This is a genomic window from Streptomyces roseirectus (assembly GCF_014489635.1).
Classification (GTDB): domain Bacteria; phylum Actinomycetota; class Actinomycetes; order Streptomycetales; family Streptomycetaceae; genus Streptomyces; species Streptomyces roseirectus.
Map to the genome: position 1 here is coordinate 5651005 of NZ_CP060828.1, position 22583 is coordinate 5673587.

General features: G+C 71.8%; 18 protein-coding genes and 2 pseudogenes. 17 read left to right on the forward strand and 3 right to left on the reverse strand.

Annotated elements, in window-relative coordinates; all coding sequences use genetic code 11:
- Window positions 1-145 precede the first annotated feature (145 nt).
- Together IAG44_RS24090 and IAG44_RS24095 are read left to right on the forward strand one after the other, a co-directional pair.
- Window positions 146-550: a hypothetical protein gene (locus tag IAG44_RS24090; protein ID WP_187749147.1), complete on the forward strand. Its 405-nt coding sequence runs from the start codon at window positions 146-148 to the stop codon at window positions 548-550.
- A gap of 46 nt (window positions 551-596) precedes the next feature.
- Window positions 597-1478 (forward strand): TatD family hydrolase, encoded by an 882-nt coding sequence (locus tag IAG44_RS24095; RefSeq protein WP_187749148.1) that lies wholly within the window; start codon window positions 597-599, stop codon window positions 1476-1478.
- Between the two features lie 9 nt (window positions 1479-1487).
- On the opposite strand, the gene IAG44_RS24100 is transcribed toward IAG44_RS24095, so the two are convergent.
- From IAG44_RS24100 to IAG44_RS24110, 3 genes are all read right to left on the reverse strand, one after another.
- Entirely contained in the window at window positions 1488-1751 is a 264-nt protein-coding gene (locus IAG44_RS24100) for a DUF397 domain-containing protein (protein WP_223006804.1), read from the reverse strand.
- A gap of 42 nt (window positions 1752-1793) precedes the next feature.
- Window positions 1794-1931 (reverse strand): Scr1 family TA system antitoxin-like transcriptional regulator, encoded by a 138-nt coding sequence (locus IAG44_RS24105; RefSeq protein ID WP_187749149.1) that lies wholly within the window; start codon window positions 1929-1931, stop codon window positions 1794-1796.
- Window positions 1932-2313: 382 nt separating this feature from the next.
- Window positions 2314-3051: a GntR family transcriptional regulator gene (locus IAG44_RS24110; RefSeq protein WP_187749150.1), complete on the reverse strand. Its 738-nt coding sequence runs from the start codon at window positions 3049-3051 to the stop codon at window positions 2314-2316.
- Window positions 3052-3222: 171 nt separating this feature from the next.
- On the opposite strand from IAG44_RS24110, the gene IAG44_RS24115 reads away from it, so the two are divergent.
- From IAG44_RS24115 to IAG44_RS44320, 15 genes and pseudogenes are all read left to right on the forward strand, one after another.
- Window positions 3223-4029, forward strand: coding sequence for an aspartyl/asparaginyl beta-hydroxylase domain-containing protein (locus IAG44_RS24115; RefSeq protein WP_187749151.1), 807 nt, complete (start codon window positions 3223-3225; stop codon window positions 4027-4029).
- A gap of 9 nt (window positions 4030-4038) precedes the next feature.
- Window positions 4039-4914, forward strand: coding sequence for a hypothetical protein (locus IAG44_RS24120; protein WP_187749152.1), 876 nt, complete (start codon window positions 4039-4041; stop codon window positions 4912-4914).
- Between the two features lie 29 nt (window positions 4915-4943).
- The gene (locus tag IAG44_RS24125) at window positions 4944-5483 is read left to right on the forward strand and encodes an LOG family protein (RefSeq protein WP_187749153.1); all 540 of its coding nucleotides are present in this window, start codon (window positions 4944-4946) and stop codon (window positions 5481-5483) included.
- Window positions 5480-5998, forward strand: a complete 519-nt coding sequence (locus IAG44_RS24130) for an orotate phosphoribosyltransferase (RefSeq protein WP_187749154.1) — start codon at window positions 5480-5482, stop codon at window positions 5996-5998. The genes IAG44_RS24125 and IAG44_RS24130 overlap by 4 nt, the downstream gene beginning before the upstream one ends.
- Window positions 5999-6219: 221 nt before the next feature.
- Window positions 6220-7959 (forward strand): annotated as a pseudogene (gene alaS / locus IAG44_RS24135) (alanine--tRNA ligase); the annotation flags it as partial.
- Window positions 7960-8078: 119 nt separating this feature from the next.
- Window positions 8079-8231, forward strand: a pseudogene (locus IAG44_RS43705) (hypothetical protein); the annotation flags it as partial.
- Between the two features lie 126 nt (window positions 8232-8357).
- Window positions 8358-8849 carry a DHHA1 domain-containing protein gene (locus IAG44_RS43710; protein WP_246564317.1) on the forward strand — a complete coding sequence of 164 codons (492 nt, stop codon included), beginning with the start codon at window positions 8358-8360 and terminating at the stop codon, window positions 8847-8849.
- Window positions 8850-8971: 122 nt separating this feature from the next.
- Window positions 8972-10348, forward strand: a complete 1377-nt coding sequence (locus tag IAG44_RS24140) for a resuscitation-promoting factor (RefSeq protein WP_187749155.1) — start codon at window positions 8972-8974, stop codon at window positions 10346-10348.
- 56 nt (window positions 10349-10404) lie between these two features.
- Complete coding sequence (gene rsmA / locus IAG44_RS24145) at window positions 10405-11367, forward strand: 16S rRNA (adenine(1518)-N(6)/adenine(1519)-N(6))-dimethyltransferase RsmA (protein WP_187749156.1); 963 nt, start codon at window positions 10405-10407, stop codon at window positions 11365-11367.
- Complete coding sequence (locus IAG44_RS24150; RefSeq protein WP_187749157.1) at window positions 11364-12275, forward strand: 4-(cytidine 5'-diphospho)-2-C-methyl-D-erythritol kinase; 912 nt, start codon at window positions 11364-11366, stop codon at window positions 12273-12275. Before rsmA ends, IAG44_RS24150 begins: the two co-directional genes overlap by 4 nt.
- 198 nt (window positions 12276-12473) lie before the next feature.
- Window positions 12474-13256: an MHYT domain-containing protein gene (locus tag IAG44_RS24155; protein ID WP_187749158.1), complete on the forward strand. Its 783-nt coding sequence runs from the start codon at window positions 12474-12476 to the stop codon at window positions 13254-13256.
- Window positions 13257-13338: 82 nt separating this feature from the next.
- Complete coding sequence (locus IAG44_RS24160; RefSeq protein WP_187749159.1) at window positions 13339-15261, forward strand: sensor histidine kinase; 1923 nt, start codon at window positions 13339-13341, stop codon at window positions 15259-15261.
- A 339-nt stretch (window positions 15262-15600) separates the two neighbouring features.
- Window positions 15601-17406 carry an ABC-F family ATP-binding cassette domain-containing protein gene (locus tag IAG44_RS24165; RefSeq protein WP_187752846.1) on the forward strand — a complete coding sequence of 602 codons (1806 nt, stop codon included), beginning with the start codon at window positions 15601-15603 and terminating at the stop codon, window positions 17404-17406.
- Window positions 17407-18110: 704 nt separating this feature from the next.
- On the forward strand, window positions 18111-19511 hold the full coding sequence (locus IAG44_RS24170; RefSeq protein WP_246564330.1) for an outer membrane protein assembly factor BamB family protein: 1401 nt from the start codon (window positions 18111-18113) through the stop codon (window positions 19509-19511).
- 791 nt (window positions 19512-20302) lie between these two features.
- Window positions 20303-22522: an outer membrane protein assembly factor BamB family protein gene (locus IAG44_RS44320; RefSeq protein WP_281404301.1), complete on the forward strand. Its 2220-nt coding sequence runs from the start codon at window positions 20303-20305 to the stop codon at window positions 22520-22522.
- The last annotated feature ends 61 nt before the right edge of the window (window positions 22523-22583 follow it).

Genomic DNA, 22583 nt, shown 5'->3' on the forward strand with positions numbered 1-22583 from the left:
CCGCCCCTCGCGGCTCCTTCGGTAAGGAAACGCCAAATCGAGTCCAACAAAGAACAGGGCGGGTGCCGCCGGGCCGCTCCCGGGCGTCCACTGAGGTGAGGGACACGACAGAAGTCCCCTGATCCAGCGGACCTAAGGAGCTGGAATGAGCGAGATCTCAGGGCGGACCGGCCTGCGTGACGGAGCGACGGCCGTGGTCAACGAGTCCTACTCCTTCGCCTGCATGCGCTGCGGGCACGGCTGGGAGCAGTCGTACGAGATTGAGCACCACACCGACGCGGACGGCCACGAGTTCGTCATGTACGTCGTGGACGGCAAGGTCGTCCCGTCACCGCTGTCCCGCCCGACGTGCCAGAACTGCGACGCGCACCTCGTGAGGATCATGCGCGCGGGCCAGGTCTCGTCCGTGCGCGAGGCCACCCGGCGCCTCCACGAGGTGCCGGCCTCCCGCACGGAGCCGGCCACGGACGACGCCGTCCCCGCCGGGTCCCGCGAGACCCACCACTGGCACCTGTCCGACCTCCTCCACCCGTTCCGCAAGGCGAGCTGACGCCGGGGCCCGGCCGGGGTGCGGGGCGTTTCCGTAGGATCAGTGCATGTCTGCGAACGCCTCCGACAAGAACGCCGCCCCGCCGCTCCCGGACCCCCTCCGGGTCGCCGTGGCCGACTCCCACACCCACCTCGACATGCAGTCGGGGACGGTCGAGGAGGCGCTGGCGAAGGCGGCGTCGGTCGGGGTGACGACGGTCGTCCAGGTCGGCTGCGACGTGCGCGGCTCCCGGTGGGCGGCCGAGACCGCCGCCGCGCACGACGCCGTCCACGCGGCCGTCGCGCTGCACCCCAACGAGGCGCCCCGCATCGTCCACGGAGACCCCGACGGCTGGTCCCGCCAGGGCGCGCGGCAGCCGGGGGGCCGGGCCGCGCTGGACGACGCCCTCGCCGAGATCGACCGGCTCGCCGCGCTGCCCCACGTCAAGGGCGTCGGCGAGACCGGCCTCGACCACTTCCGCACCGGCCCGGACGGCAAGGAGTCCCAGGAAGCCTCCTTCCGCGCCCACATCGAGATCGCCAAACGCCACGGCAAGGCCCTCGTCATCCACGACCGCGACGCCCACGACGACGTCCTGCGCATCCTGAAGGAAGAGGGCGCCCCCGACCGCACGGTCTTCCACTGCTACTCCGGCGACGCCGACATGGCCGCCGTCTGCGCCCGCGCCGGCTACTTCATGTCCTTCGCCGGCAACGTCACCTTCAAGAACGCCCAGCCCCTGCGCGACGCCCTCGCGGTGGCCCCCCTGGAACTGCTCCTGGTGGAGACGGACGCCCCCTTCCTCACCCCCACCCCCTACCGGGGCCGCCCCAACGCGCCGTACCTGATTCCGGTGACCGTCCGCGCCATGGCCGAGGTCCGGGGCCTCGACGAGGACACGCTGGCGACGGCCCTGGGGGCGAACACGGCACGGGCGTTCGCCTACTGAGCCACCCGCTCAGCGAACGCCGTCCATCGCCAGGCTGTTGACGAAGGCGCTGAACGACGACGCCGCCAGAGTCAGGGTGCCGAGGGCAGGCGCTTTCGAGTCACGGACGGAGGGGCCCGCCGCGGTGACGGCGACTTCCACGCACTCGTTGTCGGCCGCGGTGTCTGCCGCCTGCGAACGCAGGTGGTCAAACATGAGCGTGTAAGTCCGCACATCGGTCGGCGAGTCCAAGTAGAGCCCCCGCTTGTGGAGTTCGAGATAGACGACGTTCATGCCGTTGAGCCATGGTGCGCAGGTACTCGATCTGTTCCACCGTCACCTCGGCGTCGCCGACCATGCGGGGGAGGCGACCGCGAGCATGTGGCGAGGCGTCTGAAGCAGTCCTGGCACGAGGGCGTTGGCGAAGACGTGTTCGTACTGGGCCACGTCCTCGAAGGACAGAAGTGGGTCCATGATCTCGGGGACGGCGGGATGGTCCCTGTGGAGACACCGGCGCTCTTGGCGACTTCGGACTGGGTGAAGCCCGCCTGAGCGCGGAGCGTTATCGCCCAGGGGCGCGGGGCCCGGCTCGGTGAGCCCGGAGCCGGCTTCCGCGGCAGCCTCTTCCTGCCGGGCGACGACCTGGAGTCCATCACAGGCGAGTTGGTCGCCAACGCCCTGGAACACACCGACAGCCGCACGGTCACCGTCGTCTGCTCCCTGACGCCCCGAACGCCGACCGGGAACGCGGCCGGGGCCTGCTGATCACCGATGCCCTCGCCACGCGGTGGGGGACGTGCCGGACACGGGGGGCTGACGGCCTGGGCGTAGATCACCCTCGCCCCCTGACCGGACCTCACCCCAAGTCGTACTCCGCCGACAGCGCGCGGCCCGAGCCGACGAAGTCGACGGCGTACTCGACGACGCGTTCGTCCTGGTCCCAGTAGTGGTTGGTCATGACCAGCGCGAGGGAACCGGCCTCGGTGCCCAGGAGTGTGGCCAGTTCGTCCGGTACCGGAGCCAGGGTGACCGTGTCCCGGCGGCGGACGGTGCGGCGGCCGGTGCGGTCCTCGATCAGGCCGAACGTCATCTTCGGGAGGGGGCCGGTCTCCAGGAGTTCGGGGGCCGCCTCGGCCAGGATGCCGTCGAGCCATGACGTGGAGACGGTCACGACGCCTTCGTCGTCGAGGTAGCGCCGACGCCGGCGGACCGTGGGAGCCCCCTCGTCGACGCCGAGCGCCGCGGCGACGTCGTCGGGCGCCGGTACGAGATCCGCGCTGACGATCTCGACACGTTCTCCCGGCTCGAAGCCGGTTCCCCCTGCCCTGAGCATCTGGAGCCGGTCAGAACCTGCTGTGAGTTTGCGCGGCACAGTGACCACCGTTCCGATCCCGGGAACCGATTCGACGTGCCCTTCTGCCCTGAGTACGGCAGCGACGCGGGTCGCGGTGGCGGTGGTGACACCTTCGGTCCGCATGATCTCGCGGACCGACGGGATGTGGTCTCCGGGCTGGAGCTCACCCCTCTCGATCTGCTCCCGGATCTTGGCGGCGATGCGCTGGTAGGGCGGCAGCGCCTGCGGACTCTCAGCCATACGGCGACCTCTGTTCTAGAGCACTTTGAAGCACCCTCTTGACCGTGTGGGGTGCTCTAGAGCATCTTAGAACCGCCGCTGGACGGTGAACAGGTGATGCCCGGTCTGGGCTGACACACCTGCGCTGAACTGCGGGTTCGCACGTCAGGCGCGAAGATCGAAAGGAGCGCCATGGAGGGACAGATCGTTCAGCTCCAGGAACTGGACGGCTCGCTGCTCGAACGGATCCGGCACGAGGCGCTGACCGCCCCCGTTCCCTGGCGTGCCGAATACAGCGAGTTCCAGTCCGGCGGCTGGTGGACGGCGTCGCTGATGAACCCCTCCGGTGACGCGGCGGACGTGAGGATCACCGACGGCACCGCCCGCCCCACCGCCCTGCTGGGTCACATGCCCGCCACCGCGGGTCTGCTGTCCGGACTGGGACTCGGCTACATGTGGGTGCGGCTGGCCAGGCTGGAGGCGAACGCGTTCCTCTGGGAGCACCGCGACTACGACGAACTGACCAAGGCCGAACGGCACCGGCTGCACATCCCGCTGCACACCAATTCCTCGGCCTTCCTGGTCATCGGCGGCACCAAGGTCCACCTGGACGGCGGGCGGATCTGGCGGCTGACCCCGACGTACGCACACGGAGTGTGCAACCTGCTCGGCCCGGACCGGGTCCACCTGATCGCGGACGTCTACGCGGACGACGCCTACCGGGAACTGGCCAGGCAGGCACAGGAGCCGTCGTACGCCGTACCCCTGCCGAACGCGTCCGAGGCGGAACTGGACGAACACCTCGCAGCCGCCCGGCGTCTGGCCGACCTCGGCTACCCGACGGCGGCCGAACACCTGCTGCTGCGGCTGTTCTACGCCTTCGCCCTCCCGGAGGGCGCCGTCTACGACCTGATCGCCGGCCTGTACACCGCGCTCGGAGACCGCGAGGCGAACCAGCGCTGGACGGCAGCCAAGTCCACGCTCCTCGCACTGACCTGAGGACCGCCGATGCCCACCGCACTGCGCCTGACCGAACTCGCCGAGGCCAACCGCCCCAGCCAACTCCCGCTGCTGACCCGGATCGCCGAGGTGCTGTCCGCCTCGCCGTCGGTCACCCACCTGCTGGTCCGCGGCTCGCTCGCCTCTGGCACTGCCGACCGCCTCTCCGACGTCGACTTCGTCGTCGGTGTCCACGACCGCGACCTGCCCGTCTTCATCTCGGCGCTGGACGACCTGATGACGGTCGCGGGCGGAGCCCTGCTGCCCGGCTGGCGCGACACCATCGTCGCTGACCTGGGCGGAGCCGGGTTCGTGTATCTCGTCCAGCACGAGGGGAAGCTTCAGCAGGTCGACCTCTACCTCGTGCCCGCTTCCCGGATCGCCGTGCTGGGCCGGACGGTCGGCGGGAAGTCGCTGCTGGACAGGTCTCCGGTCGAGATCACTCCGGCTCAGGTCCAGCGGGCGCGGGCCCACCTGGCCGAACTCGCGGCGCGGCCCCGTTCGTGCGCCGAGCTGCTGATCGAGCACCTGGTCCTGGCGGTACTGCTGCACAAGCGCATCCGGCGGGGCCAGCGGTTCATCGCTTACGCCGAATGGCACTTGCTGCACACGGCGACAAAGGACCTGATCAAGACGGCCCTCGCTCCAGCATCGGCGTTTTGGGGCTGGTACCGGCTCCGGGAGGACCTCACGCGCACCCCGATCGGCCGGTCCTGCCTGGCCGACCTGGACGCGGCGATCACCTCTCCGGCCGTCCCCGACGCCGCCGATGTCGACGAGGCCCTGGACCGGGTGATCACGCTGACCGCGAGGGCCTGCCCGCACGCACTGGATGGCCTCGCGGACGCGATCACCGCCTACCGCACCTACCTGGAGTTGGTGTGACACCCCGGGGGCGGTCTCACGGGAACGCCGTGTTCTTCGGCGGGGTCGTCCCCGCCTCACCGGGCGAGGAACAGTTCGCCGAAGAGGTAGGCGTGGCCCTCGCCAGGGCTGGGTTCGTGCTGCTGCACGGCGGTTACAACGGGCTGATGGAGGCCGTTGCCCGAGGTGCGGCGGCCGAGGGCGGCACGGTCACTGCGGTCACTCTCGCGGACAAGCACGCTGAATGGGGCGAGTTCAACCCGTACATCACCGACGAGGTCCACCTGCCCGACCTCGGCACCCGCCTCAACCACTATCTGGACGCGGCGGACCTGGTGATCGCGATGGGCGGCGGTGTCGGCACCCTGCACGAACTGACCGCGGCCCTCTACTACGCGAGCACCCTCCGCCCCGTACCCGTCTGGATCACCGGCCCCACCGCGCTCGGCCTCCTGGCCCACCTGCGACGGGAGAAGTGGCTGTTCGAGACGCCCACCCGGCCCTTGGACTTCATCACCTCGATCACGTCACCGGCGCTGTTCGCCACCCGGCTCCACGAACTGACCTGCCAGAAGGAGACCAGCACATGACCCCCGCGACCCTGGCGGCGAGGATCACCGAGACCGCCTGCGTCAACGGCCCGTTCACGCTGCCCGACGGGCAGGAACTGGACTCGTACTTCGACGAGTACCGGCTGGCCTGCGACCCGTACCTGCTGCGCGATGTCGCCGTCGCGATGGCAGCCCTCGTCCCCGACGACGCGGAGGCGCTGGCCGGTATCGCTCTGGGCGGTGTCCCGCTGACCGTCGCCCTGTCGGCGGCCACCGGCCTTCCGGCTGTGTTCCTGCGGCAACAGCCCAAGAGGTACGGCTCACGGCGCCAGATCGAGGGCACCTTCGTTCCGGGACGGCGAGTTGTCCTGGTCGACGACGTGGTCCGCTCCGGCGGCCAACTGCTGGCCATGACCGGGCTCCTGCGGACCGTCGGAGCCCCGGTCACCGACGCCCTCTGCGTGCTGGAGAGGCCCTTGGGCGGCCGGCGGCTTCTGCGCACCCACGGCATCGCCCTGCACCCGCTCCTGACCGAGGCCGAGCTGCCGTCGTGAGCGATCTTGGTGCCCGACCCGCTACAGTCGGCCGCGTGGCGGACGTGTCCGTCACGTTGTTGCTGTGACCGACGGATCTGGAGTCAAGGTGCGGCCCATGGGGGCGCGAGCTATCTGCGTCGAGCCGGAGAACTGAGAACCCTCTCAGTCCCGTTCTCGGCCCGGCTCGGCGTGTGCACCCCCACCCACCTTCCGTGACTCTTCCGCGAGGTCATGCCGCCATGCGTTCGACGCAGATCCGTACGACGTTCACCGATTTCTTCACCTCCCGCGGCCACCACAGGGTGCCGTCGAGCTCGCTCGTCCCGGACGACCCGACCCTGCTGCTCACGAACGCCGGGATGAACCAGTTCAAGCCCTACTTCATGGGCGAGACCACTCCCGCGTTCCCTCGGGCCACCAGCATCCAGAAGTGCGCCCGCACCAGCGACATCGAGAACGTCGGCCGCACCGACCGGCACGCCACGTTCTTCGAGATGATGGGCAATTTTTCCTTCGGCGACTACTTCAAGGAGGACGCCATCGCCTTCGCCTGGGAACTCCTCACCGAGGGCTACCGGCTGGAGAAGGACAGGCTCTGGATCACCGTCTTCGAGGACGACGACGAGGCCGAGCACATCTGGCGCCGGATCGGCGTCCCCGCCTCCCGCATCCAGCGGCTCGGGATGGCGGACAACTACTGGTCCATGGGCGTCCCCGGCCCCTGTGGGCCCTGCTCGGAGATCAACTACGACCGCGGCCCCTCTTTCGGTGAGGAGGGCGGCCCCGCTGTCGACGGTGGGCGCTACGTCGAGATCTGGAATCTGGTCTTCATGCAGTTCCAGCGGGGTGAGGGCGACAAGAAGGGCGACTTCCCGATCCTCGGTGAACTCTCCCGGACAGGCGTCGACACCGGCCTCGGCCTGGACCGGCTCGCCGCGATCCTCCAGGACGTGCGGAACGTCTGCACCACCGACCTGCTCCTGCCGACCTTCCGCACCGTCCAGGACCTCGCGAGCCGCGAGTGCCCGGCCGACGGCGAGGAGACCGTGTCCTTCCAGGTCGTCACCGAACACGCCCGCTCCATCGCCTACTTGATCGCCGACGGTGTGCTGCCCGCGAAGGACGGCCGCGGCTACGTCCTGCGGCGCCTGATGCGCCGCGCGATCCGCCACGCCCGGCTGCTCGGCATCGAAGGCCCCGTCCTGCCCGCCGTCACCGCCTCCGTGATCGGCAACCTCGCCGATGTGTGGCCGGAACTCGCGGCTCAAGCCACGCTGATCGAGCAGGTCGTCACCGCCGAGGAAGAGTCCTTCACCCGTACCCTCACCCAGGGCACCCGGCTCCTGAACGCCGCGATCACCCGCAGCCGGGGCAGTGGCTCGGCCGCGTTGACCGGTGAGACCGCCTTCGAACTCGCCGACACCTACGGCTTTCCCCTGGAACTGACCGTCGAGGCTGCCCGCGACGCCGGACTGACCGTCGACGAGGACCGCTTCGCCACGCTGCTGGACGAACAGAGGAACCGTGCGAAGGCGGGCGGAAGGGCCAGGACCGCCGAGGCCCTGCGCCGGATGGGCACCTACCGTGAACTGGCCGCCCGTCTCCCCCGCACCGAGTTCGTCGGGTATGAGCGGCTGACCGCCGAAGTCACCGTCACGGGTCTGATCACGGGTGGCACGGACACCGAGCTGGTGCTCGACCGCTCCCCGTTCTACGCCGAAGCCGGTGGGCAGGTCGGCGACACCGGGACCCTGACGCTGACCGACGGCACCACCGTCCGGATCACCGGTACCCGCTACGGCCTCGAAGGCTTCCGCGTCCACACCGTCCGCGTCCTGCACGGCGAACTCCGCACCGGCGCGATCGGCGAAGCCGTCGTGGACGCCGAACGCCGGGCCGGTCTGACACGCTCCCACTCCGCCACCCACATCCTGCACGCCGTCGTCATGGCAACCCTCGGCGACCATGCCCGCCAGCAGGGCTCCCTCGTCGAACCCGACCGGCTGCGCTTCGACTTCGCCCACTTCACCGACCTCACCCCGACCGGCTCCAGCAGATCGAGACGGCCGTCAACGGCCATGTCCTCGACGACCCGGAGGTGCGGGCCTGGTACGCCGACCGCGCCGAGGCCGAAGCCGCGGGCGCCATCGCGCTGTTCGGCGAGAAGTACGGCGACACCGTCCGCATCGTCGACATCGGCGACTTCTCCCGCGAACTCTGCGGCGGCACCCACGTCGCCCACGGTTCCCGGATCGGTGCCTTCCGGCTCCTCGGCGAGTCCTCCGTCGGCTCCAACCTCCGCCGCGTCGAAGCCGTCACCGGCCACGGCGTTCTCCGTCACCTCGACACCGAACGGCGGCTGCTGAACGAACTCGCCGTGCTGCTCGGTGCGCGTCCCGTCGATGCTCCCGGTGCTCTGCGCAAGCGGCTTGAGGCTTTCGCCGTTGTGCAGGCGGAGCTGGAACGGCTGCGGACCGGAGAGCTGCGACGGCGGGCCGGACACCTCGCCGGACGGGCCCGGCGTGCCGGTCGCGGGCAACTGATCGTCCAGGAAGTCACCGGCGTCACCTCCGACGAACTCCGTCTCCTCGCCGCCGAGACCCTCACCAGTCTCGGCCACACTCCGGCCGTCGTGATCTTCGGAGCCGAACACGACGGCAAGGCTCTCCTCGCCGCCGCGCTCTCGACCGACCTGCACCTGCGCGGCGTCGAAGCCGGTCGCCTCCTCACCGACGCGGCCCGCATGGTCGGCGGTGGCTCAGGGGGACATGGCCCGCTCGCGAGCGCCGGAGGACGCCGTCCGGAAGAACTCCGCCGGGCTCTGGACCTCGCCGCCCGCGAGGCGGATCGCCTGCTCGGCGAAGACTGACGGCGTGAACGTTCGGACGAGCCTCGAACGCGACCCTCAGTAGTCGAGTCGCTTTGGAGAGTCACCGTCGAGCCGCTAGGTTCTGTGGGCCCGATCGACCACCGGCCCACTGGAGCGTCGGCGTGAGTAGTCCGCAGTACACGTACGCACCGCAGTACGAGCCGTCCGCGGGAGTGGGTGAATATCCGGGCGGTCAGTCTGTTTTGTACGGCGGGACGGGGGAGTACGGGGACGTCGGCTCGTACGAGGTCCCCGGGCTGTACGACGCGCCCGTGCTGGACGACCCCCTCGCACCGAGCGACGCCCCTGCGCCGAGCGGCACCCCCGCCGGCCCCGTCTTCCCCAGGCAGGCCGGGGAAGGGGGTGGGCGGCGGAAGGCGGCGCGGCGGAGGAAGGCTCGGGGTGGGGAGTCGGCGGCGCGGAGGCTGTTGCCGCAGGCGTTGGTGGTGGCGTTCCTCGCGGGCGGGACGAGCGCGTTCGTGGCGCAGGACAAGGCCGTCGAGCTGACGGTGGACGGGGCGCCGAGGACGCTGCACACGTTCGCCGACGACGTGACCGAACTGCTCGCCGAGGAGGGCGTCGCGGTCGGCGAGCACGACCTCGTCGTCCCCGCCCCCGGCGAGGCGCTGGCCAGCGGCGACGAGGTCACCGTGCACTACGGCCGCCCCGTGCGGCTGACGCTCGACGGCACCCGGCGCGAGGTGTGGACGACCGCCCGGACCGTCGCCGGCGCGCTCAGGCAGCTCGGCGTGCGGGCGGAGGGCGCGTACGTGTCGACGTCCAGATCGCAGCGGATCGGCCGCGCCGGGCTCGCGTTGGACGTCCGGACGGAGCGGTCGGTGACCGTGATGGCGGACGGGCGGGCGCGGACGATCCGCACGAACGCCGGGACCGTCCGCGAGGCCGTCGAGGCCGCCGGGATCACGCTGACCGGGCAGGACACGACGTCCGTGCCGCCGGGGAGCTTCCCCCGCGACGGGCAGACGATCACCGTGCTGCGGATCACCGGGACGCGGGAGGTGCGCGAGGAGCCGGTGCCGTTCGAGGTGCGGCGCACCGAGGATCCCTCCCTGTTCAAGGGGACGGAGGTCGTGGAGCGGGCCGGCGAGTACGGGCTGCGCCGCGTCACCTACGCGCTGCGGACCGTCAACGGGGTGAAGCAGAAGCCGAAACGGGTCCGCGTGGAGGTGGTCCGCGAACCCCGGGAACAGTTGGTCCGCGTGGGCACCAAACCCCTCCCCACGTCCGTCGCCGGCGCCGACGGGCTGAACTGGTCCGGCCTCGCCGCGTGCGAGTCCGGGGGGCGGCCGAACGCCGTCGACCCCTCCGGGACGTACGGGGGGCTGTACCAGTTCGACACCCGGACCTGGCAGAGCCTCGGCGGGAGCGGCCGGCCGCAGGACGCCCCGGCTTCCGAACAGACGTACCGGGCCAAGAAGTTGTACGTGCGGCGGGGGGCGAGTCCGTGGCCGCACTGCGGTGCGCGGCTGCACGGGTAGTACGGGAGGGGTAGTACCGGGGACCGTCACCCGGCCCACCCCCGTAACCTTGTCCCGTGACCAGCCCCCTCCCCGATGCCCTCCTCGGCCCCGCCGACATCCGTGAGCTCGCCGCCGTCCTCGGTGTCCGGCCCACCAAGCAGCGCGGCCAGAACTTCGTCATCGACGCCAACACCGTCCGCCGGATCGTCCGGACCGCCGACGTCCGGGCGGACGACGTCGTCGTCGAGGTCGGTCCCGGTCTCGGGTCGCTCACGCTGGCCCTGCTGGAGTCCGCCGACCGGGTGACGGCGGTGGAGATCGACGACGTCCTCGCGAGCGCGCTGCCCGCGACGATCGCCGCGCGGATGCCCCAGCGGGCCGACCGCTTCGCGCTGGTGCACTCGGACGCGATGAAGGTCACGGAGCTGCCGGGCCCCGCGCCGACCGCGCTGGTCGCGAACCTCCCGTACAACGTGGCGGTCCCGGTGCTGCTGCACATGCTGGAGACCTTCCCGAGCATCGAGCGCACGCTGGTGATGGTCCAGTCGGAGGTCGCCGACCGCCTCGCCGCCCCGCCCGGTTCGAAGGTGTACGGCGTCCCGTCGGTCAAGGCCAACTGGTACGCCGACGTCAAGCGCGCCGGCGCCATCGGCCGCAACGTCTTCTGGCCCGCGCCGAACGTGGACAGCGGACTGGTCTCCCTGGTCAGGCGGGCCGAGCCGATCAGGACGACGGCCTCCCGCGCCGAGGTCTTCACGGTCGTCGACGCCGCGTTCGCCCAGCGCCGCAAGACCCTGCGGGCGGCGCTCGCGGGCTGGGCGGGTTCGGCCGCCGCCGCCGAGGCGGCCCTCGTCGCGGCGGGCGTCTCCCCGCAGGCCCGGGGCGAGTCCCTGACGGTGGAGGAGTTCGCGAGGATCGCGGAGAACAAGGGCGCGGAGAACCCGGGCGCCGGGGGCAAGACCGCCGAGAACGACCCCGCCAAGAACAAGGACGTCGAGAACAACACCCCCGAGGCCCGTCCGGAGGACTCCCAGTGACCGTCACCGTCCGCGTCCCCGCCAAGGTCAACGTCCAGCTCGCCGTCGCCGCCTCCCGCCCCGACGGCTTCCACGACCTCGCGAACGTCTTCCTCGCCGTCGGCCTGTACGACGAGGTCACCGCGACCCCGGCCGACGAGCTGAGGATCACCTGCGAGGGGCGGGACGCCGACCAGGTCCCCCTGGACCGGACGAACCTCGCCGCGCGGGCCGCGATCGCGCTGGCCGAGCGGTACGGGCGCGGCCCCGACGTCCACCTGCACATCGCGAAGGACATCCCGGTGGCCGGCGGCATGGCGGGCGGGAGCGCGGACGGCGCCGGCGCGCTGGTCGCCTGCGACGCGCTGTGGGGCACGCACGCCTCACAGGCCGAACTCCTGGAAATCTGCGCCGAGTTGGGCAGCGACGTCCCCTTCAGCCTGGTCGGCGGCGCGGCACTCGGCGTCGGACGGGGCGAGCGGCTGACCCCCCTGGAGGTGGGCGGCGCCTTCCACTGGGTGTTCGCGACGGCCGTCAGGGGCCTGTCGACGCCGGCCGTGTACCGGGAGTTCGACCGGCTGACGGCGGGCACCGAGGTCCCCGACCCGGTGGCGTCGGCGGAGCTGCTGGACGCGCTGGCGAAGGGCGACGTGGACGCGCTCGCGGCGACCGTGTCGAACGACCTCCAGCCGGCGGCCCTCTCCCTGTTCCCGGAGCTGACGGCGACCCTGGACGCGGGCCGTGCGGCGGGCGCGCTCGCGGCGCTGGTCTCGGGCTCGGGTCCGACGACGGCGTTCCTCGTCCGGGACCCGGCGGGCGCGCAGGCCGTCGCGGCGGCGCTGGCGGCGTCGGGGACGTGCCGGAACGTGCGGACGGCGGTGGGCCCGGCCCCCGGCGCGACGGTCGTGACCCCCGATGGCTTGAACTGACCTGTTAGCCAAGGGGTTGTGAAGGACTCGGGGGGATCCCGTAGGTAAGCCTCCGACCTGCGTGAACATTGTGCCGAATGTTATCTACGCCACAGTATTTTAATGTTCACCAATGCGGTTCATGGTCCATTTCGCGCCAGTCTGACCGGCCGGAACGTGGTGGCAGGATCAGGCCACCCCGGCCGAGAGGAAGTCCCGATGGGACACATGGACCACTTCAGCGCGGGATGGGTCACCCCCGTCCTGTCGTATGTGATGGCGTGCGTCGGCTCCGCGCTCGGACTGCGCTGCACCGTCCGCGCACTGGAGTCCGAGGGCGCCTCCAAGCGCAACTGGCTCGTCCTCGCCTCCGTCGCCATCGGCTCCGGCATCTGGACCATGCACTTCGTCGCGATGCTGGGCTTCGCCGTGCACGGCACCCCGATCCGCTACGACGTCCCGCTGACCGTCCTCAGCCTGCTGATGTCGGTCGGCGTCGTCGCGGCCGGCGTCTTCACCGCCGGGTACGGCCGCTCGCGCGTCACCTCGGTCGTCCTCGGCGGCCTCGGCACCGGCCTCGGGGTCGCCGCGATGCACTACACGGGCATGGCCGCGCTCAACCTGCACGGCGCGGTGAGCTACGACCCCGCCCTGGTCATCGCGTCCGTCGTGATCGCGGTCGTCGCCGCGACCGCCGCGCTGACGCTGACGCTGGTCGTCCGGGGCCCGGTGCTGGCCGCGCTCGCCGCCCTCGTGATGGGGCTCGCCGTCAGCTCGATGCACTACACGGCGATGTTCGCCGTCCGGATCTCGCTGGACCCGAGCAGCGCGCCGCTCGCCGGGGTGACGGCGACGCAGTTCATCTTCCCGCTGGCCGTCGTGCTGGGGTCGTTCCTGTTCCTGGCCTCCGCGTACGTCGCGCTCTCGCCGACCGGCGCCGGGAGAAACGATTCGGCAGTGGCTGCCGAACTCCTCCGCGAGGTCGAGCTGACCACAGCCTGAGCCGACCCCCTCAGACCGGGTGCGGTGCCGTATCGGGGGTCGGCGCCGCACCCCTCCCCCCACTTCCTGCCGAGAGGTCACCATGCGCATGCCCCGGTCGTCCGTGCTGCGTCCCAGATCGGTACGGGCGAAGATCGTCGCCCTCCTGATGCTGCCCGTCGTCTCCCTGATGGCCCTGTGGGGCTTCGCGGCCGTGACGACCGCCTCCAGCATCGGCGACGCCGAGCGCGGCAAGGACGTCAACGCCGAACTCCTCGCCCCCGTCGGCGCATTCGTGACGGCCGTCCAGGCCGAGCGGACGGCGGCCCTGCGCGGCGACGAGACCGCCTACCGCACCGCGCAAAGCGCCACCGACCGCACGGCGAAGGCGGTCCGCGACGGCGTCAACTCGGCCGGCTCCGACGCCGGGCTCCTCGACGCCGCGCTGCCCGGCCGCCTCGCCACCCTCAAGGCGGACACCGGGGCGCTCACCGCGCAGCGCGCCCGCCCCTCCTACACCGGGTACTCGGCGATCGTGAGGCACGGACTCGCCGTCACCGGGGCGCTCACCGAGGCCGCGCGCAGCGCCGACGCCTCCGACGGGCGGGTGCTGCTGGAGCTGGCGCGGGCCCGCGAGGCCGTCGCGCAGGAACAGGCGCTGCTCGCGGACGGGACGCTGACGCGGGACGAGTACGCCGCGTTCGTCGGCGCCGTCGCCGTCCAGCGCGAACTCCTCGAACCCGCCGTCGCCGATCTCAAGGCCGCCCACCGGCCCGCCTACCGGCGGGTGCTCGACGGGGACCGGTACGCGCGCGTGCGCGCCGTCGAGGACCAGGTGCGCGCCGCCGGGCCCGGGGGTGCCGTCCCCCTCACCGGCTGGGACGCCGCCGTCACGCAGGTCCTGAGCGGGCTGGCCGGCGCCGAGGCCGACGCGGGCGTCGCCGCCACCGCCAAGGCCGACCCCTTCGGCTGGGACACGCTCGGCGCCTCCGGTGTCGCCGTCGTCCTCGGCCTCGTCGGCGTCCTGCTGTCGCTGCTCGTCTCCGTGCTCGTCGGGCGCGGGCTCATCGTCGAACTGCTCGACCTGCGCAACTCCGCGCTGGAGGTGGCCGGCCGGCGCCTGCCGCAGGCCATGCGGCGGCTGCATGCCGGGCAGGGCGTCGACATCGACGCGGAAGCGCCCATGCGGCGGCTCGCCGGCGACGAACTCGCCCAGGTGGGCACGGCGCTGACGGCCGTGCAGCGGGCCGCGCTGAAGGCGGCGTCCGAACGGGCCGAACTGCTCAGCGGCATCTCCGGGGTGTACGTGAGCCTCGCTCGCCGCAGCCAGGTGCTCCTCCACCGCCAGCTCGACCTGCTCTCGGCGCTGGAACAGCGCCGGCAGGACCCCGCCGAACTGCGCGACCTGTACCGCGTCGACTACCTCGCCACCCGCATGCGGCGCCACTCCGAGAGCCTTCTCATCCTCTCCGGCATCGCCCCCGGACGCGGCTGGCGCGACCCCATCCCGCTGACCGACGTCCTGCGCGCGGCCGTCGCCGAGATCGAGACCCCCGACCGGGTCCAGGTCTGGGCCGTCCCCCGCGTCTCCCTGCTCGGCGGCTCCGTGGCCGACGTCATCCACCTCCTCGCCGAACTCGTCGAGAACGCCGCGTCCTTCTCCCCGCCCTCCACCCAGGTCCAGCTCCGTGCCGCCCGCCTGCGCGAGGGCCTCCTCATCGAGATCGAGGACAGCGGCTTCGGCATGAACGAGGACGCCCTCGCCGACGCCAACCGCAAGATCCAGTCCGACAAGGTCGACCTGCTCGACGCCAAACAGATCGGCCTCTTCGTCGTCAACCGCCTCCGCGCCCGCCAGGGCCTCCAGGTCGAGATCCGCGCCTCCGACACCGGCGGCGTCACCGCGGCCGTCTTCGTCCCCGAGAACCTGATCCGCGACGACATGCCGGTCGGCGAACGGGGGCGGGGACTGGCACCGGCTTCGGCGCTGGTGCCGGAGCAGCGGAGGGCGACGGGGTACGCCTGAGGGGGCGGCCTGTTGTCAGCCGGCCGGCTGGGCGTGGGGGACGGGCGGCCGATGGCGGCCTCCGTGTTCGTCGATGCCGCGCTGCCCGCCCGGGTCGGGCCGACGCCCGTCGCCACCGGAACTGCTGGAGTTCCCGCGCCGTCGGCCGTGGACGGCAGGCTGCCGCGCTGCACCGACTGGCGGGACGAGGCGGACGTCGCGCCCATGGTTCCCGCCCCGCCCCGCCGGGACGGCACGGCGGCTCGTGGGCCTCGTGGCCCCGCGGTGGCGGGCTCGCGCGGGAGGGGGCGGCCGTGCGCATTACGCTGGGAGGCTGACAACCCCCTGGGCAGGAGAACAATGGCCGTCAACCTCGTCAATGTCGAGAACGTCAGCAAGGTGTACGGGACGCGTGCGCTTCTGGACGGGATCTCGCTGGGGGTGTCAGAGGGGGACCGGATCGGGGTCGTCGGGCGGAACGGGGACGGGAAGACGACGCTCATCCGGATGCTGGCCAGGCTGGAGGAGGCGGACTCCGGGAGGGTGACGCACTCCGGGGGGCTGCGGCTGGGGGTGCTGACGCAGCACGACTCGCTCGATCCGACGGCCACCGTGCGGCACGAGGTCATCCGGGACATGGCCGACCACGAGTGGGCCGGGAACGCGAAGGTCAGGGACGTGCTGACCGGGCTGTTCGGCGGGCTGGACCTGCCCGGGTTCCCGCAGGGGCTCGACACCGTCATCGGACCGCTGTCCGGCGGTGAGCGGCGGCGGATCGCGCTGGCGAAGCTCCTCATCGAGGAGCAGGACATGATCGTCCTCGACGAGCCGACCAACCACCTGGACGTCGAGGGGATCTCCTGGCTCGCCCGGCACCTGCAGAACCGCAGGTCGGCGCTGGTGTGCGTGACGCACGACCGGTGGTTCCTCGACCAGGTCTGCACGCGGATGTGGGACGTCCAGCGCGGCGCCGTCCACGAGTACGAGGGCGGCTACTCCGACTACGTCTTCGCCCGCGCCGAACGCGAGCGGATCGCCGCGACCGAGGAGGCCAAGCGGCAGAACCTGGTCCGCAAGGAGCTGGCGTGGCTGCGGCGCGGGGCGCCCGCGCGGACGTCGAAGCCGCGCTTCCGCATCGAGGCCGCGAACGCGCTCATCGAGGACGTGCCGCCGCCCCGCGACTCCAGCGAGCTGATGAAGTTCGCGTCGTCGCGGCTCGGGAAGACGGTGTTCGACCTGGAGGACGTCACCGTCCAGGCCGGGCCGAAGACGCTGATGAAGCACATCACCTGGCAGCTCGGACCCGGCGACCGCATCGGCCTCGTCGGCGTCAACGGCGCCGGCAAGACGTCGCTGCTGCGGGCCCTCGCGGACGCCTGGCGCACCGAGGGGGAGGCGCAGCCGGCCGCCGGGCGGGTCGTCGTCGGCAAGACCGTCAAGCTCGCGTACCTCTCCCAGGACGTCACCGAACTCCCGCCCACCCTGCGGGTGTTGGAGGCCGTGCAGCAGGTCCGTGAGCGTGTCGACCTCGGCAAGGGGCGCGAGATGACCGCCGGGCAGCTGTGCGAGACGTTCGGCTTCAACAAGGAGAAGCAATGGACGCCGGTCGGGGACCTGTCGGGTGGTGAGCGGCGCCGGCTCCAGCTCCTGCGGCTGCTCATGGACGAGCCCAACGTCCTCTTCCTCGACGAGCCCACCAACGACCTCGACATCGAGACGCTGACCCAGCTCGAAGACCTCCTCGACGGCTGGCCCGGGTCGATGATCGTCATCTCCCACGACCGGTTCTTCGTCGAGCGGACGACGGACCGGGTGTTCGCGCTGCTCGGGGACTCGACGCTGCGGATGCTGCCGCGGGGCATCGACGAGTACCTGGAGCGGCGGGCGCGGATGGAGGAGGCGGCGGCCGCCTCCGCCCCTGTGGCGCAGAAGACGGCCGTTCCGGAGAAGAGCGCCGCCGACCAGCGGGCCGCGAAGAAGGAACTCCAGAAGATCGAGCGGCAGTTGGACAAGGTGTCGGCTGCCGAGAGCAAGTTGCACGCGCGGATCGCCGAGAACGCGACCGACTTCGCGAAGGTCGCCGAACTCGACGTCGAGTTGCGGGCGTTGGGGGCTGAGCGGGAGGAGCTGGAGATGCGGTGGCTGGAACTCGCCGAGGATGCGTGAGGTTGGGTGGAGGGCTTCGGGAGGTGTCCGCTGAGCGTCCGCCGGCCGCGCGTAGAGCGCCGGAACAGCCCGTGAAGGGGGCGTGAAGGCGCGTAACGGAGGCATCACGGCCCGGTCCGCCCTTGGGAACAGGGGAGGATTTGGGCCGTTCTGCCGTCTCGGGCCAGTGATAGAAAGGGCCTTCTGGTACGTCTCGGTACCGGTGCGCGTCCTGGGCCCTCGGGGGTCGGGGCGTGGCTGAAAAGCGGTGAACTACATGGGGGAACAGGTCGATGGCTCAGCCGCCGCCGCATGACGGGCACGGGAATTCGCCGGGGGGTGGGTTCGGCCCGGCGCCGGGCGCTCCGCAGGGGCCGTACGGGCAAGGGGGGCAGGGACAAGAGGGCTACGGGCAAGGGGGCTACGGGTCTCCCCAGGCCGGCCCCTACGGGAACGCTCCGCAGCCCGGCCCTTACGGGAACCCTCCCGGTCAGCCGCCTGTCCCTCCGCAGGGGTACGGGTATCCCCAGGCCGGCCCGTACGCCGCCCAGCCCTCCGGTGCACCTGGTACCCCTAGTACCCCCGGTGTACCCGGCCCCTACGCCGCCCAGCCTCCCGCCGGCCCCTACGGGAACCCCCCGCAGGGCTACGGGGGCTACGGGTACCCCCCGGCGCAGCCCCCCGGCACCCCCGGCCCCGGCCGCTCCGGGAAGAAGCCCGCGCTGGTGATCGGCGCCGCCGTCGCCGCGCTGCTCGTCATCGGCGGGACCGTGTGGGCGGTGAGCGGTGGCGGTGACGACAAGGAGCCGGTCGCGCGCACGAGCACGACCCCGACGCCGGCCGCCTCCGACGCGCCCGTCAACCCCGGGGACGGGGAAGGCGACGGCAAGAAGGAGGACGACACCGACTTCAACGCCTCCCGCAAGGCCGGCGAGGCGAAGGTCCTCTGGTACAAGGAGGCCCCGGACACCCCGGCCGACGGCGCGGACGCGCCCGGCATGTGGTTCGCGGACTCCATCGCCGTCAAGGCCGCGTACAAGGAACTCGTCGGGTACAAGGCCGCCGACGGGACGCCCGCGTGGCCCGCGGTCACGCTGCCGCAGAAGATCTGCGCGGTGACCCGGCAGCAGACCGCCGACGACAAGGTCGTCGTCGCCTACATGAGCGGGGTCAGCAGCCGCGCCCAGTGCAACCAGCTCCAGCAGATCGACCTGCGGACCGGGGCGAAGGGGTGGACCGCCGAGGTTCCCGACGGGAAGCTCTTCGACAGCGCGTCCGACATCAGCCTCAGCCTCGCGGGCAACACGGTCATGGTCGGGCGGTCGCAGTCCGGCATCGCGTACGACGTGCGGACCGGGAAGACGCTGTACGAGAAGGAGAAGTACAACGAGGACTGCTTCCCGTCCGCGTTCGCCGGGTCCGCGAACCGGCTGATCTCCGTCGCCTCCTGCGACGCGCTCGGCACGAACGAGCACGTCGAGATCCAGGAGCTGAACCCCGCGACCGGCGCGGTCAAGTGGACCCGGCCGCTCGACAAGGGCTGGGAGGTCGAACGCACCTTCTCCGTCGACCCGCTCGTCGTCTACAGCACCAACGACGACAAGAACCTCATGAACATCGCCGCGTTCAAGGCGGACGGCACGGTGCGGTCCCAGGTCGGCTTCAACCTCAAGGTCGGCACCGACTGCGGGTGGGACCTCTTCCACCGCGACCTCCTCGGCTGCGGGGGGACGGCCGCCGACGCCAACACCCTCTACCTCCCCACCGACTCGACCAACGACCCCAACGACGTCGTCGCCATCGACCTCAACACGGGCAAGGAGAAGTGGCGCGCCAAATCCCCCGGCGACGCCCCCATGCTCCCCATCCGCACGGACGGCTCCACGGTCATCGCCTACCTGGAACCCACCTACGACGCCCCCGGCCGCGTAGTCTCCATCCCCACCTCCACCCCCACCCACACCCCCACCACCCTCCTCCAACTGCCCACCTCCACCGCCAAGATCGAGTCCGGCTTCAACTCCCGCGACGTCGCCTACCTCGACGGCCGCTTCTACCTCTCCACCACCCGCATCACCGGCAACGACGAAACCCGCCAAAAACTCATGCTGGCGTACGGCAAGTGAGCGGCGCGGATGAGCCAACGGTACGAAGTGCACCGGCGGCACGGAGTAGGCCGGCGGCGGGGAGCGGACCGACAGAGCGGAGTGCACCGGCGGTGCGGGCAAGACGACCGCGCGAGTTCGCCGACGGCGCATGTGGTCGGACGTACCGCCCGCCAGCGTACGCCGATCACCGTCCCACCGGCTGGTGCGGCCCAGCGTTTCGGGAGCACAGCCCGGCCTCGGCCGGACAGGCTCGGCGTGCCGCCCGGCGGTGCGAGTGGACGAGCGGGGTTTTCCCGGCGGCGGCGCGAGCCGGTGGCGCGAGTGCGTCGGTGGTGCGGGCGAGTTGGCCGGGCGAGTCCGCTGGCGGCGCGCGCGGGCCGGCGTCGCATGCGGTCGGACGTATGGACCGGATCCCGGCACGAGCCAGCCGGCCGCGTGCGCGGACCCGTGGCGTGCACCGGCACCTGGTCTCAGGTCGGCGCGAGCCGGGCGGACGTACGGGTCGCCCGTCGGCGTGGGCCGATCACTGTCCCGAGCCGGACGCCGGTCCGGGGCAGCCGTCTGTGCGAGCTGCCCCGTACGAGCCGCCCCTGTCGAGCCGCTGGGCGCTCCGAGTCGCCGCCCCGTGCGAGTCGCCCGGCCCTCCGAGTCGCCGGCCCCTTCCAGTCGCCCGGTGCTGTCCATGAACCCGCCGAGGTCGTCGCCCCTTCGGAGCCGGCCTGCGCTGTCCGTGAGCCGGTGTCGTCACTGAGCCGGGTCCGGCTCCCACGTCCCCTCCCCACCCGAGTCTTTCCCGAGGTACCCACACCATGACCCAGCCCCCGCAGGGCCCGACTCCCGGCACCCCCTCGGACCAGCCCCCGGCGTACGGCGCCCCGCAGGGCCCCCCGCCGGCCCCGCAGCAGCCCCCGTCCCCCGAGCAGCCCCCTGCCTTCGGTGCGCCCCAGGGTGCCCCGGCGGCCCCGGCGCAGCCCCCGGCGTTCGGGCAGCCGGAGAGCTCCCCGAAGCAGTCCCCGGCATACGGCCAGCCGACCCCGCCGCAGGGTCCCCCGGCGCAGTCCCCGGCGTACGATCAGCCTCCGTCCCCCGAGCAGCCCCCGGCGTACGGTGCCTCCCAGGGCGCCCCGGCGGCCCCGCAGCAGCCCCCGGCGTACGACCAGCCGACCCCGCCGCAGGGTCCCCCGGCGCAGTCCCCGGCATACGGCCAGCCGACCCCGCCGCAGGGCCCTCCGGCGCAGCCCCCGGCGTACGGCCAGCCCCCGTCCCCCGAGCAGTCCCCGGCGTATGGCGCCCCCCAGGGCCCGCCCCCCGCCGCTCCCGCGGCCCCGCCGCAGCCCCCCGCCTACGGCCAGCCGGCCCCGGCGCAGCTGCCCGCCGCCCACACTCCCCAGCCCCCTGCCGCCCACACTCCCCAGCCCCAGCCCCAGGCACAGCCGCAGCCCCCCACTCCGCCCCAGCCCGCGTACGGCTACCCGCACCCCTCACCCCAGCCCGCCTACGGCTACCCCGCCGCAGGTGACCCCTCCTACGGGTACCCGGGGCAGCAGGGGTACGGGTACCCCTCGCCTCCCACCACCCCCATGCAGCCGCAGGCGGAACCGGCCGGGGACAACGGGCTGATGGCGCAGATCATGATTGTCGCGTCGGCGCTGGTGGCGATCGCGTTGATCATCGGTGGCGGGGTCTGGTACTCGAACTCGAAGGGGGAGGAGAACGAGGCGAAGGGGGACGGGAAGGCGAGCGCGAGCCCGAGTCCAGGGGGAGGTGTGGCCGAGGGCGTGGAGAAGGCGCCCGCCGACCCGAAGTCGAAGGTCCTGTTCCAGCTCCCGATGCCGAAGCTCGCGAAGGGTGAGAGCGAGAACACGGACGGCTCGTGGATCACCGACAAGGTGTACGCGAAGTCGGGCATCGCGGAGGTGAACGGCTACGACCTGGACAAGGGCGGCAAGCTGTGGACGGCGAAACTCCCCGGCCCGGTCTGCGCAGCCTCCCGCTGGCTCAGCGCCGACGGCACGAAGGCGGCGATCGTCTTCAAACCGGCGATGCCCACGAAGCAGACGTACCAGCAGTGCAGCCAGGTCGGCGCACTCGACCTGAACACCGGCAAGCTGCTGTGGACGAAGACCGCCGGCGCCGGTGACTACGCCCTCAGCTTCGACGCCGTGACGATCAGCGCGAGCACGGTCGCCGCGAGCGGCACGAGCGGCGGCGCCGCGTTCGACGTCACCACCGGCAAGCTCCTGTGGCAGCCGAAGACGGCCGACACCTGCACGGACCGCGGCTACGGCGGCGGCCCGAAACTCGTCGCGGTGCGCAAGTGCGGCGGCTACGACAACCCGACCCTGAGCGTGCAGACCCTCGACCCGCTCTCCGGCAAGGTCCTCTCCGAGTACAAGCTGGCGCCCGGCATCGAGTACGCGAGCATCGTCTCGACCGACCCGCTGGTCGTCGGCGCGGACGTCGGCGACAGCGCCGGCGACGGCAGCTCCCTGTCCGACCTGTTCTCCATCGACGGCGCGACGGGCCAGCTCCGCGCCCGGATCTCCGTCCCCGGCGACGACTACGGCGCCGAGTGCGAGATCAGCGAGGCGGACGGCTGTCAGGGCATCGTCGCCTGGGGCGACCGGCTCTACATCCAGACCGAGGACAGCGTCGGCTCGGGCGGGCAGAGCAGTTCGAAGCAGATCGTCGCCTTCGACGTCGTCACCGGAAAGCAGACCGGGCAGCGCGCGGACGGCGGGGAGTTCGACCTGTACCCGCTGCGGATGGACGGCAGGAACCTCCTCGCGTACAAGAGCGCGTCCTACGACCACGGCGGCCAGGTCGTCAGCATCGACGGGACGACGTTCAAGCAGACGACGCTCCTGCGGAACCCCGACACCAAGACGGTCCTCGACGTCGAGGGGCAGATGTCGCCCGGGTTCGCGGAGATCCTGTACGCCAAGGGGCGGCTGTTCATGTCGCAGACGTACGTGAGTGACAGCGACGCGGACGAACAGCTCGCGATCGCGTACGGCACCGGTTCCTGACCGTTTCCGTGCGGTCGACGGCCTCGCATCCGACTCGGGTGCGGGGCCGTTCGCTTACCGT